Annotated in this window: 13 protein-coding genes; 5 read left to right on the forward strand and 8 right to left on the reverse strand. The window is 67.2% G+C overall.

Going from position 1 to position 13,557, the window contains the following annotated elements:
* Positions 1–108 precede the first annotated feature (108 nt).
* Entirely contained in the window at positions 109–846 is a 738-nt protein-coding gene (locus tag ACW170_RS11440) for an arginyltransferase (RefSeq protein ID WP_492086793.1), read from the reverse strand.
* Between the two features lie 114 nt (positions 847–960).
* Complete coding sequence (locus ACW170_RS11445) at positions 961–1,860, reverse strand: flagellar motor protein MotB (protein ID WP_492086794.1); 900 nt, start codon at positions 1,858–1,860, stop codon at positions 961–963.
* Between the two features lie 125 nt (positions 1,861–1,985).
* Here ACW170_RS11445 and ACW170_RS11450 point away from each other — a divergent pair, with 125 nt between their 5' ends.
* On the forward strand, positions 1,986–2,846 hold the full coding sequence (locus ACW170_RS11450; RefSeq protein ID WP_492086795.1) for an NAD(P)-dependent oxidoreductase: 861 nt from the start codon (positions 1,986–1,988) through the stop codon (positions 2,844–2,846).
* Between the two features lie 4 nt (positions 2,847–2,850).
* On the opposite strand, the gene ACW170_RS11455 is transcribed toward ACW170_RS11450, so the two are convergent.
* Both ACW170_RS11455 and ACW170_RS11460 read right to left on the reverse strand, forming a co-directional pair.
* Positions 2,851–3,276: a GNAT family N-acetyltransferase gene (locus ACW170_RS11455; RefSeq protein ID WP_492086797.1), complete on the reverse strand. Its 426-nt coding sequence runs from the start codon at positions 3,274–3,276 to the stop codon at positions 2,851–2,853.
* 68 nt (positions 3,277–3,344) lie between these two features.
* Positions 3,345–5,579, reverse strand: coding sequence for a S9 family peptidase (locus ACW170_RS11460; protein ID WP_492086798.1), 2,235 nt, complete (start codon positions 5,577–5,579; stop codon positions 3,345–3,347).
* A 92-nt stretch (positions 5,580–5,671) separates the two neighbouring features.
* Between ACW170_RS11460 and ACW170_RS11465 the strand changes: the two genes are divergently transcribed.
* Positions 5,672–6,490: a trypsin-like serine peptidase gene (locus tag ACW170_RS11465; RefSeq protein ID WP_492086800.1), complete on the forward strand. Its 819-nt coding sequence runs from the start codon at positions 5,672–5,674 to the stop codon at positions 6,488–6,490.
* 20 nt (positions 6,491–6,510) lie between these two features.
* On the opposite strand, the gene ACW170_RS11470 is transcribed toward ACW170_RS11465, so the two are convergent.
* Positions 6,511–8,295 (reverse strand): acyl-CoA dehydrogenase, encoded by a 1,785-nt coding sequence (locus ACW170_RS11470; RefSeq protein ID WP_492086801.1) that lies wholly within the window; start codon positions 8,293–8,295, stop codon positions 6,511–6,513.
* 119 nt (positions 8,296–8,414) lie between these two features.
* Here ACW170_RS11470 and ACW170_RS11475 point away from each other — a divergent pair, with 119 nt between their 5' ends.
* A complete protein-coding gene (locus tag ACW170_RS11475; protein ID WP_492086802.1) occupies positions 8,415–8,966 on the forward strand; it encodes a cytochrome b in 552 nt (183 codons plus the stop codon).
* The gene (locus ACW170_RS11480) at positions 8,963–9,892 is read left to right on the forward strand and encodes an L-threonylcarbamoyladenylate synthase (RefSeq protein WP_492086803.1); all 930 of its coding nucleotides are present in this window, start codon (positions 8,963–8,965) and stop codon (positions 9,890–9,892) included. Before ACW170_RS11475 ends, ACW170_RS11480 begins: the two co-directional genes overlap by 4 nt.
* A gap of 13 nt (positions 9,893–9,905) precedes the next feature.
* Here ACW170_RS11480 and ACW170_RS11485 read toward each other — a convergent pair whose 3' ends face one another.
* From ACW170_RS11485 to yaaA, 3 genes are read right to left on the reverse strand one after another with little or no spacing between them, the layout of a single operon-like run.
* Positions 9,906–10,970, reverse strand: a complete 1,065-nt coding sequence (locus ACW170_RS11485) for a patatin-like phospholipase family protein (RefSeq protein WP_492086804.1) — start codon at positions 10,968–10,970, stop codon at positions 9,906–9,908.
* 24 nt (positions 10,971–10,994) lie between these two features.
* Positions 10,995–11,852 carry a 3-hydroxybutyrate dehydrogenase gene (locus tag ACW170_RS11490; RefSeq protein WP_492086805.1) on the reverse strand — a complete coding sequence of 286 codons (858 nt, stop codon included), beginning with the start codon at positions 11,850–11,852 and terminating at the stop codon, positions 10,995–10,997.
* Between the two features lie 53 nt (positions 11,853–11,905).
* Positions 11,906–12,676 carry a peroxide stress protein YaaA gene (yaaA, locus tag ACW170_RS11495; RefSeq protein WP_492086806.1) on the reverse strand — a complete coding sequence of 257 codons (771 nt, stop codon included), beginning with the start codon at positions 12,674–12,676 and terminating at the stop codon, positions 11,906–11,908.
* Positions 12,677–12,950: 274 nt separating this feature from the next.
* On the opposite strand from yaaA, the gene ahpC reads away from it, so the two are divergent.
* A complete protein-coding gene (gene ahpC, locus ACW170_RS11500) occupies positions 12,951–13,514 on the forward strand; it encodes an alkyl hydroperoxide reductase subunit C (protein WP_492025561.1) in 564 nt (187 codons plus the stop codon).
* Positions 13,515–13,557: the final 43 nt, after the last annotated feature.

The raw sequence follows: 13,557 nt of genomic DNA on the forward strand, positions 1-13,557 counted from the left end.
GGCCGGGCGATACATCGCTTGCTCCGATGGCGCGCCCCCTGCCGGGCCGCCCCCACCCCGTTGCTGCGCGACGCCCCTCCCCGGACGGGGAGGGAGAAGGCGGTTCGGCTAGTCCTCCAGCCGCGACCAGCCCAGCTTGCCGAGCACTTCCATGGGGCGGAAGTCGGCCTTGTAGTCCATCTTCTCCGAGCCCCGGACCCAGTAGCCCAGATAGACATAGGGCAGGCCGACCTGGGCCGCCTGGCGGATATGGTCCAGGATGGCGAACCGGCCCAGGCTGCGGCGGTCGAGGCTGGGGTCGTAGAAGCTGTAAACCATCGACAGACCGTCCTTCAGCAGGTCCGTCAGGGTGACGGCGACCAGGTCGCCGGGGCCGCCGTCGTCGGAGGCCAGACGATATTCGATCAGGTGGGTGCGGACGGCGGTGTCCTCGACCATGGCGACATAGTCGAGCCAGCCCATGTCGCTCATGCCGCCGGTCGGGTGACGGGTGGTCAGATAGCGGCGCAGCAGCTGAAACTGTTCGGTCGTGGCCTCGGCCTCGACCAGATCGCGCGACAGGTCGGCGTTACGCGACAGGACCTTGCGCTGGGACCGGCTGAAGGCGAACTCGGGCACGGGAAGCCGGACGGAGACGCAGGCGTCGCAGGCTTCGCAAGCCGGGCGATAGGCGATGTTCTGGCTGCGGCGGAAGCCGGCCAGAGTTAGTTCGTCATTGACGTGGGCGCCGTCGGAGAAGGGCAGGTTGGCGAAGACTTTTCGTTCGGTCTTGCCCGGCAGATAGGGACACGGCGCGACCGAGGTCATGAAGAACCGGAGTTGTCGTGTCGGAACGTGCTGGGTCACGGCTCTATGTCCGCACCCGAACGGGCCAAAAATGCGACGGTCGAAGGCTCATGCCTGGATTTGCCGTCATTGACGGCCCGGCCGCAAGCGCCTGGGCGCCACAGCCGCCCACGATCACAGCGAGGTGTCCATCGGCAGGACCGGCGCCTCTCGCAACAGGACGATGGCGATACGGCGATTGCCTTGCAGCGTGGGGTCGTCGGGGTAGAGGGGGTCGGAACCCGCCTTGCCGGCGACCGAATAGACCCGGTCGGGGTCTACGCCGGCGTTCTGGAGCACCAGTCGAGACCCGTTGGCGCGTTCCGAGGAAAGGGCCCAGTCAGCGGGGGCGCTGGCGCGGTTGGAGCCGGGCGTTGCGCTGGTGTGGCCGGTGATGGAGATGCGGTTCGGCAGTTGGTTGATGACCTTGGCCACGGCGCGCAGCAGGACCTGGGCGCGCGCGTTCGGCCGACCCGAGTTGTTGTCGAACATCGAGCGGCCCTCCTGATCGACCAGTTGGATGCGCAATCCTTCGGGCGTCTGGTCGACGATCAGCTGTTTCGACAGCTCGGCCAGTTCCGGCATCGACTGCATGGCCTGGCGCAGGGATTCGGCGGCGCTGGCGAATTCGGCGGCCTCGCGCTTCTGGATCTCGGCCTGGAGCGCGGCCTCGCTGGCGGATGACAGGTCCGAGGTGGCGCCGGCCGTGCTGGCGTCTGCTGGCGCTTCGGGCGCGAGTTGTTCGATCACGGATTGAGAGCCCGAGCTCTTGGGGCCGTCGTCGCCCAGGGCGGTGCCGCCCAGGATGCCGCCGGATCCAGACGTGGTCTCGGACACGCTGGCCGGGGCGAAATAGTCGGCGATGCCGCGCTTTTGCTCTGGATCGGTCGTGTTGATCAGCCACATCAGCAGGAAGAAGGCCATCATGGCGGTCACGAAGTCCGCATAGGCCACCTTCCAGGCGCCGCCGTGGTGGCCGCCGCCGGACACCTTCTTGACCTTCTTGATGAGGATCGGACGATCGCTCACGGACATGGACGCACCCCGGGAATTTCCTGTCCCAATGTGGGGCGCCAAGGTTAACCGCGCGTTGATCCGAGGCGAGCGGCTTGAACGCCCGCCCGACGCGGCCTAGTCCGGGCTGAACCAAGGAGCCTGTCATGAAGATCGCATTCGCCGGCCTGGGCGTCATGGGCGCCCCGATGGCGCGTCATCTGGTGCAGGCCGGCCATGATGTCGTCGGCTTCAACCGCACGACCGCCAAGGCGCAGACCTGGGCCGAGGCGACGGGGGGGCGGTTCGGCGAGACCGTCGCTGAGGCGGCCCAAGGCGTCGAACTGTTCATCCTGTGCGTCGGTAATGACGAGGATGTGCGGTCGGTCGTGACCGAGGCCTTGCCGCATCTGGCCGAGGGGGCGGTGATCGTCGATCACACCACGACCTCCGCCAAGCTGGCGCGCGAGATGGCCGAACTGGCTGCGCAGCAGAGACGGGCTTTCGTCGACGCCCCGGTGTCCGGCGGTCAGGCCGGGGCCGAGAACGGCCAGCTCAGCGTCATGGCCGGCGGCGACGCCGGGGCCCTGGCCAGGGCGGAGCCGGCGCTGAAGGCCTATTCGAAGGCGATCAAGCACATGGGGCCTGCGGGGTCGGGGCAGTTGACCAAGATGGTCAATCAGATCGCCATCGCCGGCGTGGTCCAGGGTCTGGCCGAGGCGGTGCATTTCGCCCAGGTCGCGGGCCTGGACACCGACGCCGCCTTCGACGCGGTGTCCAAGGGGGCGGCCCAGAGCTGGCAGATGGACAACCGCTGGAAGACGGCGGCCAAGGGCGAGTTCGAGTTCGGCTTCGCCGTCGACTGGATGCGCAAGGATTTGGGGCTTGTGCTGGACGAGGCGCGGTCGAACGGCGCGCGTCTCGCCGTGACCGCCCTGGTCGACCAGTTCTACGCCGAGGTGCAGGCCATGGGCGGCAATCGGTGGGACACTTCCAGCCTGGCGGCGCGGCTCCAGTCGCGCGACTGACGGGCTATAGGCGTCGATACATTAGGTGGAGGCCGACCAGACCGTGCGCGGGATGGTCGAAGGCTTCGGGGACTGTGGCGAGGATCTCGAAGCCGAGTGACTTCCATAGGGCGACGGCGATGGCGTTGGTCTCGACCACCGCGTTGAACTGCATCGACCGGAAGCCGGCCTCGCGGGCGAAGGCAAGCGCGGCTTCGCCCAGACGCCGGGCGACGCCGCGACCACGGGCCTCCGGGGCGACCATGAAGCTGCCGTTGGCGACATGGGCGCCGTTGCCGGGGCGGTTGGGGACGATCTTGGCGGCGCCGATCACCCGGCCGTCTTCGACGGCGACCAGGACGCCGCCGGGCTGGGGCGGCGTCCAGAGGGCCCTGGCGACCGTCTCGCTCATGTCGAGCGGATAGGCGTAGCTGTCGCCGGCGCGGGTCACGCCTTCGATGATCGGCCAGAGATCCGGCCAATCATCGTCCGTCGCCAGGCGGATTTCGGGAACGGAAATCAGGCGGCCTCCCAGCCCTTCTCGACGGCCCAGACGGCGAAGGCGTAGTCGTGGGCGACTTCCTTCAGATAGTCGAACCGGCCGGCCGCGCCGCCGTGACCGGCCTCCATATTGATCTTCAGCAGGACCGGCTTGCCCGAAGTGGTCGCGGGCCGCAGTTTGGCGACCCACTTCTCAGGCTCCCAATAGGTGACGCGGGGGTCTGACAGGCCGCCGGTCGCCAGGATGGCCGGATAGGCTTTCGGGCCTACCTGATCATAGGGACTGTAGCTCATCATATAATCGTAGGCCTCCGGGTCCTCGATCGGATTGCCCCACTCGGGCCATTCCGGCGGCGTCAGCGGCAGGGAGGTGTCGCTCATGGTGTTGATGACATCGACGAAGGGCACCTGGCCGATGACGCCGGCCCACAGGTCGGGCCGCATGTTGTTGACGGCGCCCATCAGCAGACCGCCGGCGGATCCGCCCTGGGCGACGATATTCCCGGCGGCGACATATTTGCCCGCGATCAGGTGTTCGGCGGCGGCGATGAAGTCGGTGAAGGTGTTCTTCTTCGTCATCCGGCGGGCGTCCAGAAACCAGCCCCAGCCCTTGTCCGAACCGCCCCGGATATGGGCGATGGCGTAGATCCAGCCGCGATCCACGAGCGAAAGGCGGTTGGTCGAGAAGCTGGCGGGCATGGGGATGCCGTAGGAGCCGTAGCCGTAGAGCAGCAGGGGCGCCGAACCATCGACGGGCGTCGACTTGCGACGCAGCACCGTGACCGGCACCAGCTGTCCATCCGACGCCGGGGCGTTCAGACGTTCGACGACATAGTCCGCGATATTGTGGCCGGACGGGATCTGCTGGGTCTTGCGCAGGGTCCGCTCACGCGTCGCCATGTCGTAGTCGAAGGTCTGGGTCGGGGTGGACGGTGAGTTGTAGCTGTAGCGCGTATTCGTCGTCTCGAACTCGGAGGCGCCGGACAGCGACAGGGCGAAGGCGGGTTCGTCGACGGCGATCTCGTGCTCGGCGCCGGCGCGGTCGCGGATGATGATGCGGGTATTGGCGTCGGCGCGTTCCTGGCGAGCCAGGTGGTCCTTGGTCAGGTCCAGGCCTTCGATGTAGCGGCCGGGCGTGTGCGGGACCAGATCGGTCCAATGGGCCTTGGACGGGGTCGCGGTTGGCGCCTGGGCGATCTTGAAGTCGATGGCGTCGTCGGCGTTGGTCCGGATCACCCAGCGGTCGCCCCAGTGATCGACGTCGTAGCGGATGGCCACCACGCGCGGTTCCAGCACCACCGGCGTTGCTGTCGGGGTGGATGCGGGGATGTAGCGGGCCTCGGAGGTCTCCTGATTCTGGATGCTGATGACGATGAACTGGTCGTCGGCGGTGCGGCCGACGCCGATGAACATGCCGTCGTCTTCTTCCTGATAGACCAGGGTCGTCTCGCCGCCGCGTGCGGGGCGGCGGAAGATCTTGTCCGGCCGTCCGTTGTCGTCGCGGTTGGTCCAGAAGATCCACTGGCTGTCGGGCGAGAAGGTGAAGTCGCCGTTCGAATTCTCGATGGGGTCGGGCAGGACGGCGCCGGTCGAGAGGTCCTTCACATAGATCTTGTGCACCTCGGACCCCTGGGCGTCCTCGGCATAGGCGAACAGGGCGTGGTCGGGGCTGTGAGAGGCGGCCGAGACTTCGGAATAGGCCTTGCCCTTCGCCAGTTCGTTGGCGTCCAGAAGCAGTTGGGGCGTGGGGGCCACGACGAAGTTTTTCGTCACCGGCTGACCGTTCACCATCCATGCGCCCTGGCGTTCGACCCGCATGTAACGGGGATGCTGGTCGCCCGTGCGGTACTCGACGAAGTAATTCCAATCGCCGTCGGCGGCGGGAACGGAGCTGTCGTCTTCCTTGATGCGGCCGCGCATCTCCGCGAACATCGCCTCCTGCAACGGCACGGTGGAGCCCATCATGGCTTCGCGGTAGGCGTTTTCGGCGGTCAGATGCTCCTTGACCTCGGCCTTGATCAGGGTCGGATCTTTCAGCACGGCCTGCCAGTTGTCGTCCTTCATCCAATGATAGTCGTCGGTCCGGGTGCGCCCCAGCTGTTCGATGACGAAGGGGATCTTCTTGGCGACAGGAGGTTGAGGCATCGAGGTTCCGGCAGGTTTGGCGGGCATAGCAAAAGCGGGGGCAAAGGCGGGGGAGGCCGCAGCGGCGGCTGTCGCGGCCGTGGAAAGGATCAACTGGCGACGGTTCATAGGCTAGGCCCCCTTTATTCGGATGACCGGAGCTTGTGCGTGGCCTATGGCCGACGTCAAATGAAGAAAAGCCGGGGAAGTGCTTTCCATTGATGTTCGACCTTCAGACTCAGCCGACGCCCTATGTCGAGGCGGCGCAGACCGAACGCCGTCCTGCGTGGGACCTGACGGTATCGCTGATCAACGCGACGGTTCAGATTGACCAGCCCACCGGAGACGGGACGCGGACGGTGGGGACCGGTTTTCTGCTGAACGCGCCCCGGCCGGACGGCACGCCGCGCATCGTCCTGGTGACGGCCGACCATGTTCTGAGCCGAATGCCGGACGCCGACGCGCGGATCGGTTGGCGAACGGAACTGCCCGACGGCGGGTGGCGGTTCGATCCCCAGCCGCTGACGATCCGCGATACGGCGTCCGATCCGCTTTGGACCAAGCCGGAAGACCGTGATGTGGCGGTGATGGAGATCACGGCGCCCGAGGCCTTCGCCCGCGCCGCCATCCCGATGGCCTGGCTGGCCGACAAGGACACGTTCGATGCGGCTGAGGTCGGGCCGGGCGACGACATGCTGTCGTTGGGCTTTCCGCGCGGCCTGTCGGCCAACCGGGCCGGGTTCCCGATCCTGCGGGTGGGTCGGATCGCCTCCTGGCCGCTGACGCCGATCAGCGCCTTTCCGACCTTCCTGCTCGACTTCGCCGTCTTCCCCGGCAACTCGGGCGGTCCGGTGTTCTGGACCCCGACCGTGCAGCGGCAGGCGGATGTCGAGAAACCGATCCATCCCTATGTCGCCGGGGTGCTGACCCAGGAAGTCATCGTGCAGGAAGAACGGCTGGGGATCGGGGTGGTCGTCCATGCCGACTATATCCGCGAGGCGGTGGCCCTGCTGGATCAGAAGGCCGCGCCGGCGCCCTGAGGCGCCGGGCGCTCGCCGCCTCAGCCGGTCAGGGCTTCGGCGGTCAGGCGTTGCAGCAGATCGCCGCCCTGGCCCACGGCCGCGAGGCGGCTGGAGACATGGCCCAGGACGTTGGCGGCATAGACCTCGTACAGGTCCAGCTTGCCTTGCAGCCAGACGGGATCGCCTTCGCCGGCGTCCAGCCGCGCCTTGGCGGCCAGGGCGCCCTTGGCCAGCATCCAGCCCCCGACCACGTCGCCCATCAGTTTGAGATAGGCGTCGGCGGCGGCGAGAACATCGGCGGCGCCGTCCGCGTCGGCCTTGCGGTCCAGGAGCCAGAGGGTGGCGTCCTGCACCGCCTCAATGCCCGTGGCGAACCGCTCGAGGGGCTTGCCGGAATAGAGGACGCCCAGCTGCGTCAAGGTCGCCTTCATATCGGCGATCAGGGCTTTGGCGGCCTCGCCGCCGTCCATCGACAGTTTGCGACCGACCAGGTCCATCGCCTGGATGCCGTTGGTGCCTTCGTAAATCGGGGCGATGCGGGCGTCGCGATAGTATTGGGCGGCGCCGGTCTCCTCGATGAAGCCCATGCCGCCGTGGATCTGAACGCCCAGGGAGGCGACCTCGCAGCCGACGTCGGTGGACCAGGCCTTGGCGATGGGGGTGAACAGGTCCTCGCGGGCCTTCCAGCGGCGGCGATCCTCCTCGGTTCCGGCGTGACGGGCCAGGTCGGCGGCGACGCCCGTCGACAGGCAGATGGCGCGGGCGGCCGAGGTCTTGGCCTTCATGACGCTAAGCATCCGGCGCACGTCGGGATGGTCGAAGATCGGAGCATTGGCCTCGCCGGTCCAGACCGAACGGCCCTGGCGACGGTCCAGCGCATAGGCCAGGGCGTGCTGATAGGCGCGCTCGGCGATGCCGACGCCCTCGACGCCGACGGCGAGACGGGCGGCGTTCATCATCACGAACATATGGGCCAGGCCCTCGTTCGGGCGACCGACCAGTTCGGCGCGGGCGCCCTCATAGCTCATGACGCAGGTGGGGGAGGCGTGGATGCCCAGCTTGTGCTCGACGCCGACAGGGCGGAAGGCGTTGCGCTCGCCCAGGCTTCCGTCGTCGTTCACCGCGAACTTGGGCGTCAGGAACAGGCTGATGCCCTTGGGCCCCTTGGGCGCGTCAGGCAGACGAGCCAGCACCAGGTGGATGATGTTGTCGGTGGCGTCGTGATCGCCCCAGGTGATGTAGATCTTCTGGCCGTTCAGGGCGTAGGTCCCATCGCCGTTCGGCGTCGCCGTGGTGATCAGCGATCCCAGGTCCGATCCCGCGCCCGGCTCGGTCAGGACCATGGCCCCGGTCCATTCGCCGCTGACCAGCTTGGTCAGATATTTGGCCTTCTGGTCCTCGGTCCCGACCTGGTCCAGCGCCTCGATGGCGGCGAGGGACAGCATGGGGCAGAGGCCGAAGGCCATGTTGGCGGAATGGACCGTCTCATAGGCCGCCAGCTCCAGCGCCTTGGGCAGGGCCTGGCCTCCGACCTCGGCGGGGGCGGACAGGCCGGTCCAGCCGCCGGCGGCGAACTGGCGATAGGCGTCGGCGAATCCGGGCGCGGCAGTGACGGCGCCGTTCGTATAATGAGAGCCTTGCTGATCGCCGATGCGGTTCAGAGGGGCGAGCACCTCTTCGGAGAACTGGCCAGCCGCCTCCAGCACCGCCCCGGCGACATCGCTGTCGTAATCCGGGAAGGCGCCGGTTGCGGAGACGTCGGCCATGCCGGCGATCGCCTCAAGGGTGAAGGCCAGGTCACGAACGGGGGCGCGGTAGCTCATGGGTTTCCTCGATCTGTCTTCAGGCCTAAGTGCCTGTTGGTCGCCTGATCTAGCAAGCGACTTGGCGCGGGGGCCTTCGTCAGGGCACACTGGCGCCCTGCCGCAACGGAATGGAAGTCATGGCCGAGCCCCGCAATCGCTATTCCACGGTGTCCCTGGCGCTGCACTGGATCATCGCACTGGGCGTTCTGACGCAGGTGCTGCTGATCACCGCCCATGAGAACACCGAAGGGCCTCTGTCGGGTCAGTTCGTCATGCTGCACAAGTCGGTGGGGATCACGATCCTGGTCCTGACCCTGGCGCGAATCGGCTGGCGACTGGCGCACCCGGCCATTCCCCTGCCGGTCGAGACGCCGCGCTGGCAAAAATGGACGGCGCGGGCGACCCATGTGCTGTTCTATGTGGTCCTGATCGCCATGCCGATGACCGGCTGGCTGGCGTCCTCGGCCGCCGGGCGCGAGATCGCCTGGTTCGGCCTGTTCGACTGGCCGCTGCTGCCGGTCGGCGGCGGACGTGAGACGGCGGGGCGGCTGATGGACGTGCATGAGCTGGTGATGAAGGGGCTGTATGTCCTGATCGCGCTTCATGTGCTGGGTGCGCTGAAGCATCAATTTATCAATCGTGACAACGTGCTTCATCGGATGATCCCGCTGATCCCGCGTCGGCCATGAGCCCGCGAGGCGGCGACACGCCTGAACAGGCCGCAGAGGCCTTGCGGCGCGGCGAACTGATCCTGCTGCCGACCGAGACCGTCTATGGGCTGGGCGCGGACGCTGGTCGGGCGGAGGCGGTGGCGGCCATCTTCGAGGCCAAGGGGAGGCCGCGGTTCAACCCACTGATTTCCCATGTCGCCGACGCCATGGCGGCGGAAGCGATCGGGGTGTTCGACGCCCAGGCGCGGGCTTTGGCGGAGGCCTTCTGGCCGGGGCCGCTGACCCTGGTGACGCCGGTGCGGGATCGCGACCGGGTGTGCGATCTGGCGCGGGCCGGGCTGGACAGCGTCGCTATCCGGGTTCCGGGCCATGCGGGGGCGAGAGCCGTCCTGTCGGCCTTCGGCGGACCCGTCGTGGCGCCCTCGGCCAATCGGTCGGGGCGGCCCAGCCCGACGACCTTCGCCGACGCCGTGGAGGAGACCGGGTTCGCCGTAACGGCGGCCGTGGACGGCGGGCCGTGCGCGGTGGGACTGGAGAGCACGGTCGTATCGGTGCTGGGCGGACGGGTGTCGCTGCTGCGACCGGGCGCCGTGACCCGCGCCGAGATCGAGGCCGTGGTCGGGGTGTTGGCGGAGGGCGGCGAGGGGCACAGGTCGCCGGGGCGGCTTGCCGTCCACTATGCGCCGGACGCCCCGGTGCGGATCGATGTGGTCGAACCCCGTGAGGGCGAGGTCCTGCTGGGCTTCGGGGCCGGGGTGGGGGAGCCGCGCTGGAGCCTGAGTCCGTCGGGCGATCTGCGAGAAGCGGCCGCCAACCTGTTCCGATTGTTCCGGGAAGCGGATCGGACGCATCCTGCGGGCATCGCCGTGTCGCCTATCCCGGTCCAGGGGCTGGGCGAAGCGATCAATGACCGGCTGCGTCGCGCCGCCGGTTTCGTGGGTTAGGGCGAAAGCCGCCTCAGCCGAACCGGGCCTGGAGATCGACGCTGGATTGACGTCCCACGCAGGGCAGGCAGGTGGCCAGCCAGTCTTCGGCGGCGGCGCGACCCCGGCTCTTGAGGTCGTTGAGGAAGCTCCATTCGGTGTTGAACTTGGATCGGAGCGACAGGTCCGCCAGCCAGCCGTCCGCCTCGATGGCGTGGAGCCGGACCTGGCGATAGGCGCCGGCGCCGTGTTTCAGCTGGCCGTCGGCGATCATCTCTGCGGCCATGGCGATGGCGCGCAGTTCGGCGATCAGGGGGGCGTTGAAGACGATTTCGTTCAGCCGGTCGACGATGTCGCCGGCGGCGCGCGGGGTCTCCTCACGGACCATGGGGTTCAGGGTCACCAGAAGGACGTCGTCGGGCGTGTCGTCGCCGGTCAGGGGCCACAGGGGGGGATTGGTCAGATAGCCGCCGTCCCAATAGGGTTCGCCCTCGATCTCGACCGCCTGGAACAGGTGGGGCAGGCAGGCCGAGGCCATCAGGACGTCGGCGCTGATCTCGCGGGTCTCGAAGACGCGGGCCCGGGCCTGACGGACGGCGGTGGCGGCGACGAACAGTTTGATGTCAGAGGCCTGGACTGCGCCGAAATCGACCGCCGCCTTCAGAACCCGCTTCAGAGGATTGTGGTTCAGGGGATTGAATTCGTAGGGGCTCATGGACAGGGCCAGGCTTTCGCCGGCGCGCCACAGCGGCGTGTCCTTGATCCAGTCGGGAGCCTGGGCCGGGTTCCACAGGGCGCTGTCGCCGAAGACGTTGCGGCCGCCGGACTGGTTGATCTCGCGCCAGAGCTTGTCGAGGGCGGCGCGGGCGTCGCCGGCGGCGAGACCCGAGACCAGGGCCGTCCCGTTCATGGCGCCGGCCGAGACGCCCGAGACGGCGCGGAAATCGAACCGGTCGTCTTCGAGCAGCCGGTCGAGGACGCCCCACTGGAAGGCGCCGTGGGAGCCGCCGCCTTGCAGCGCCAGGGACAGGGGGCGCCGCCCCGATGGAACGGCGACGATGTCCGCCGGTTCGGCGGCCTTGCGTTTGAAGATCGCCATGCCGCCGCTCCCTAGATCATTGGTCTATTGCGCGGTCCAGCCGCCGTCGATGGAGAAGCTGGCGCCATTGGCCGAGGCGCCGAGGTCGCTGACCAGATAGAGGAAGAGGCCCGCCAGCTGGTCGGTGGTCACGAACTGTTTGGTCGGCTGGGCCGCCAGGATCACGTCCTTCAGCACCTGCTCCTTGGTCAGGCCGCGGGTGCGGGCCTGATCGGCGATCTGTTTCTCGACGATCGGGGTCTCGACGAAGCCGGGGCAGATGGCGTTGCAGGTGATATTGTCCTGGGCCAGTTCCAGGGCGACGGTCTTGGTGAAGCCGACGATCCCGTGCTTGGCCGCGACATAGGCCGACTTGAACGGGCTGGCGACCAGGCCGTGGGCCGAGGCCATGTTGATGATCCGACCGCGCCCCTGGGCCTTCATGATCGGGATGGCCGCCCGCGTGGCGTAGAAGGCCGAGGACAGGTTGATTGCGATGATCTGCTCCCACTTGTCAGTGGGGAATTTCTCGACGGATTCGACGTGCTGGATGCCGGCGTTGTTGACCAGGATGTCGAGCCGACCGAACTCGTGCTTGGCGAAGGCGACCATGTCGGCGATCTCTTCGCCGCGCGTCATGTTTGCGGCGTGATAGCGGACCCGGCCGCTGGACGAGGCCTCCAGCCCGGCGCGGGTGCGTTCGATCTCGGCCGGATCGCCCAGACCGTTCAGCACCACATCGCCGCCGCGCGCCGCCACCGCCCGCGCCAGGGCCAGGCCTATGCCCGAGGTCGAGCCCGAAATGACCGCGACCTGGCCCTTGAGGTCGCCGATGTCGCGAAAGACCGGGGCGTCGCCGTGGGCGGCGCCGGGCCCCTTGGATGACTTCGACCAGTTGAACATGGATCCGCCCTTTGGTTCTTTGGCGAGAGACTAGCGGGAGGAGGGGGCGGGGATCAAGAATTTCCCGATCTGATGAATATCCACTCGTTTTCGGTCGAGGCGGCCTTGTCGAACTTGTAGCCGTCGCGGTCGAAAGCCTTGAGATCCTCGACCCGTTCCACCCGCTCGTCGATAGCGAACCGGGTCATGGCGCCCCGGGCCTTCTTGGCGAAGAAGGAGATGATGCGGCTCTCGCCGTTTTTCTGTTCGCGGAACTGGGGGGTGACGACCGGCAGTTTCAGGGCCTTGGCGTCGACGGCGCCGAAATATTCCTGGCTGGCGAGATTGACCAGGGTCGGGTCGGCGTGACCTTCGGCGTCGGCGTTCAGCTGTTTCGAAATCCTGTCGCCCCAGAAGTCGTAAAGGCTGGAGCCGCGCCGGGTCTTGAGCCGCGTGCCCATTTCCAGCCGATAGGGCTGGATCCGGTCCAGCGGGCGCAGCAGGCCGTAGAAGCCGGACAGGATGCGCAGCCGGTCCTGGGCGAAATCGAGGGCCCGGGCGTCCAGTTCGCGCGCCTTCAGGCCCTCATAGACGTCGCCGGCGAAGGCGAAGGCGGCCTGGACGCCGTCAGTTGATTCGGGGGCGAAGGCCTTGAATCTTTCGACATTCAGGGTGGCGAGATCGTCGGAAATCCCCATCAGGCGACGCAGATCGGCCTTGGTCTGGCGCTGGGCGGTCGTGGACAGGCTGGCGGTGTCCTCCAGAAAACGGCGTTCCGTGCCGGGGATGGCTGGATCGGCTTCGGCGAAGTCGAGCCGCTTGGCGGGAGAGAGGACGATCAGCAACAGGCGGCTCCTTGTCAGCGCCGCTCACATAGGCCGCTTCGGCGACGATTTGAACCGGGCGCGGCGCGAGGCCGCCGAGGCTTGTGAGCGAAGCCAGTTGAGGACGGCGCGCATGACAATCAAACCGGGAAGTTGGGCGAGCATCACCCACTCAAGGCAATAGGGGTCTATAAATAAAATCTATCACGCGCCTGCAAATAAGTGATTGGGTTTATCTGCTGCGGTGCGGTAGGAAACGGGCCTCCCCAATCTCTTGCGTAAATGGAGGCCCTGCATGGCCCTTATCAACACGACCATCAAACCCTTCACGGCTGAGGCCTATAAGGACGGCAAGTTCCTGACGGTCACGGACGCCGATGTGGCGGGCAAGTGGGCGATCTTCTTCTTCTATCCGGCCGACTTCACCTTCGTCTGCCCGACCGAGCTGGAAGACCTAGCCGACCACTACGCCGAGTTCCAGAAGCTGGGCGTCGAGATCTATTCGGTGTCGACCGACACCCATTTCTCGCACAAGGCCTGGCACGACTCGTCGCCGGCCATCGGCAAGATCACCTACACCATGTTGGGCGACCCCTCGGGCCTCGTGACCAACAACTTCGACGCCATGCGTCCGGGCGTGGGCCTGGCCGACCGTGCGACCTTCCTGGTCGATCCGGACGGCGTGATCCAGTTCACCGAGACCACTTCGGAAGGCATCGGCCGCAACGCCGCCGAACTGCTGCGCAAGGTCAAGGCCGCGCAATATGTGCGCTCGCACCCGGGTGAAGTCTGCCCGGCCAAGTGGGAAGAAGGCGAAGCCACCCTGGCCCCGTCGCTCGATCTCGTCGGCAAGATCTAAGACCGATGCGACCCATCGGGTCCGGCCCGGCGCCGGACCCGTC

The organism is Brevundimonas sp. FV2ps16 (genome assembly GCF_058681075.1).

What these genes read in the sequence shown, in the direction of transcription:
- ACW170_RS11445 (WP_492086794.1), bottom strand. Translation starts at nt 1,860, where the DNA reads ATGTCCGTGAGCGATCGTCCGATCCTCATCAAGAAGGTCAAGAAGGTG.
- ACW170_RS11450 (WP_492086795.1), top strand. Translation starts at nt 1,986, where the DNA reads ATGAAGATCGCATTCGCCGGCCTGGGCGTCATGGGCGCCCCGATGGCG.
- ACW170_RS11460 (WP_492086798.1), bottom strand. Translation starts at nt 5,579, where the DNA reads ATGAACCGTCGCCAGTTGATCCTTTCCACGGCCGCGACAGCCGCCGCT.
- ACW170_RS11465 (WP_492086800.1), top strand. Translation starts at nt 5,672, where the DNA reads ATGTTCGACCTTCAGACTCAGCCGACGCCCTATGTCGAGGCGGCGCAG.
- ACW170_RS11470 (WP_492086801.1), bottom strand. Translation starts at nt 8,295, where the DNA reads ATGAGCTACCGCGCCCCCGTTCGTGACCTGGCCTTCACCCTTGAGGCG.
- ACW170_RS11475 (WP_492086802.1), top strand. Translation starts at nt 8,415, where the DNA reads ATGGCCGAGCCCCGCAATCGCTATTCCACGGTGTCCCTGGCGCTGCAC.
- ACW170_RS11480 (WP_492086803.1), top strand. Translation starts at nt 8,963, where the DNA reads ATGAGCCCGCGAGGCGGCGACACGCCTGAACAGGCCGCAGAGGCCTTG.
- ACW170_RS11485 (WP_492086804.1), bottom strand. Translation starts at nt 10,970, where the DNA reads ATGGCGATCTTCAAACGCAAGGCCGCCGAACCGGCGGACATCGTCGCC.
- ACW170_RS11490 (WP_492086805.1), bottom strand. Translation starts at nt 11,852, where the DNA reads ATGTTCAACTGGTCGAAGTCATCCAAGGGGCCCGGCGCCGCCCACGGC.
- ahpC (WP_492025561.1), top strand. Translation starts at nt 12,951, where the DNA reads ATGGCCCTTATCAACACGACCATCAAACCCTTCACGGCTGAGGCCTAT.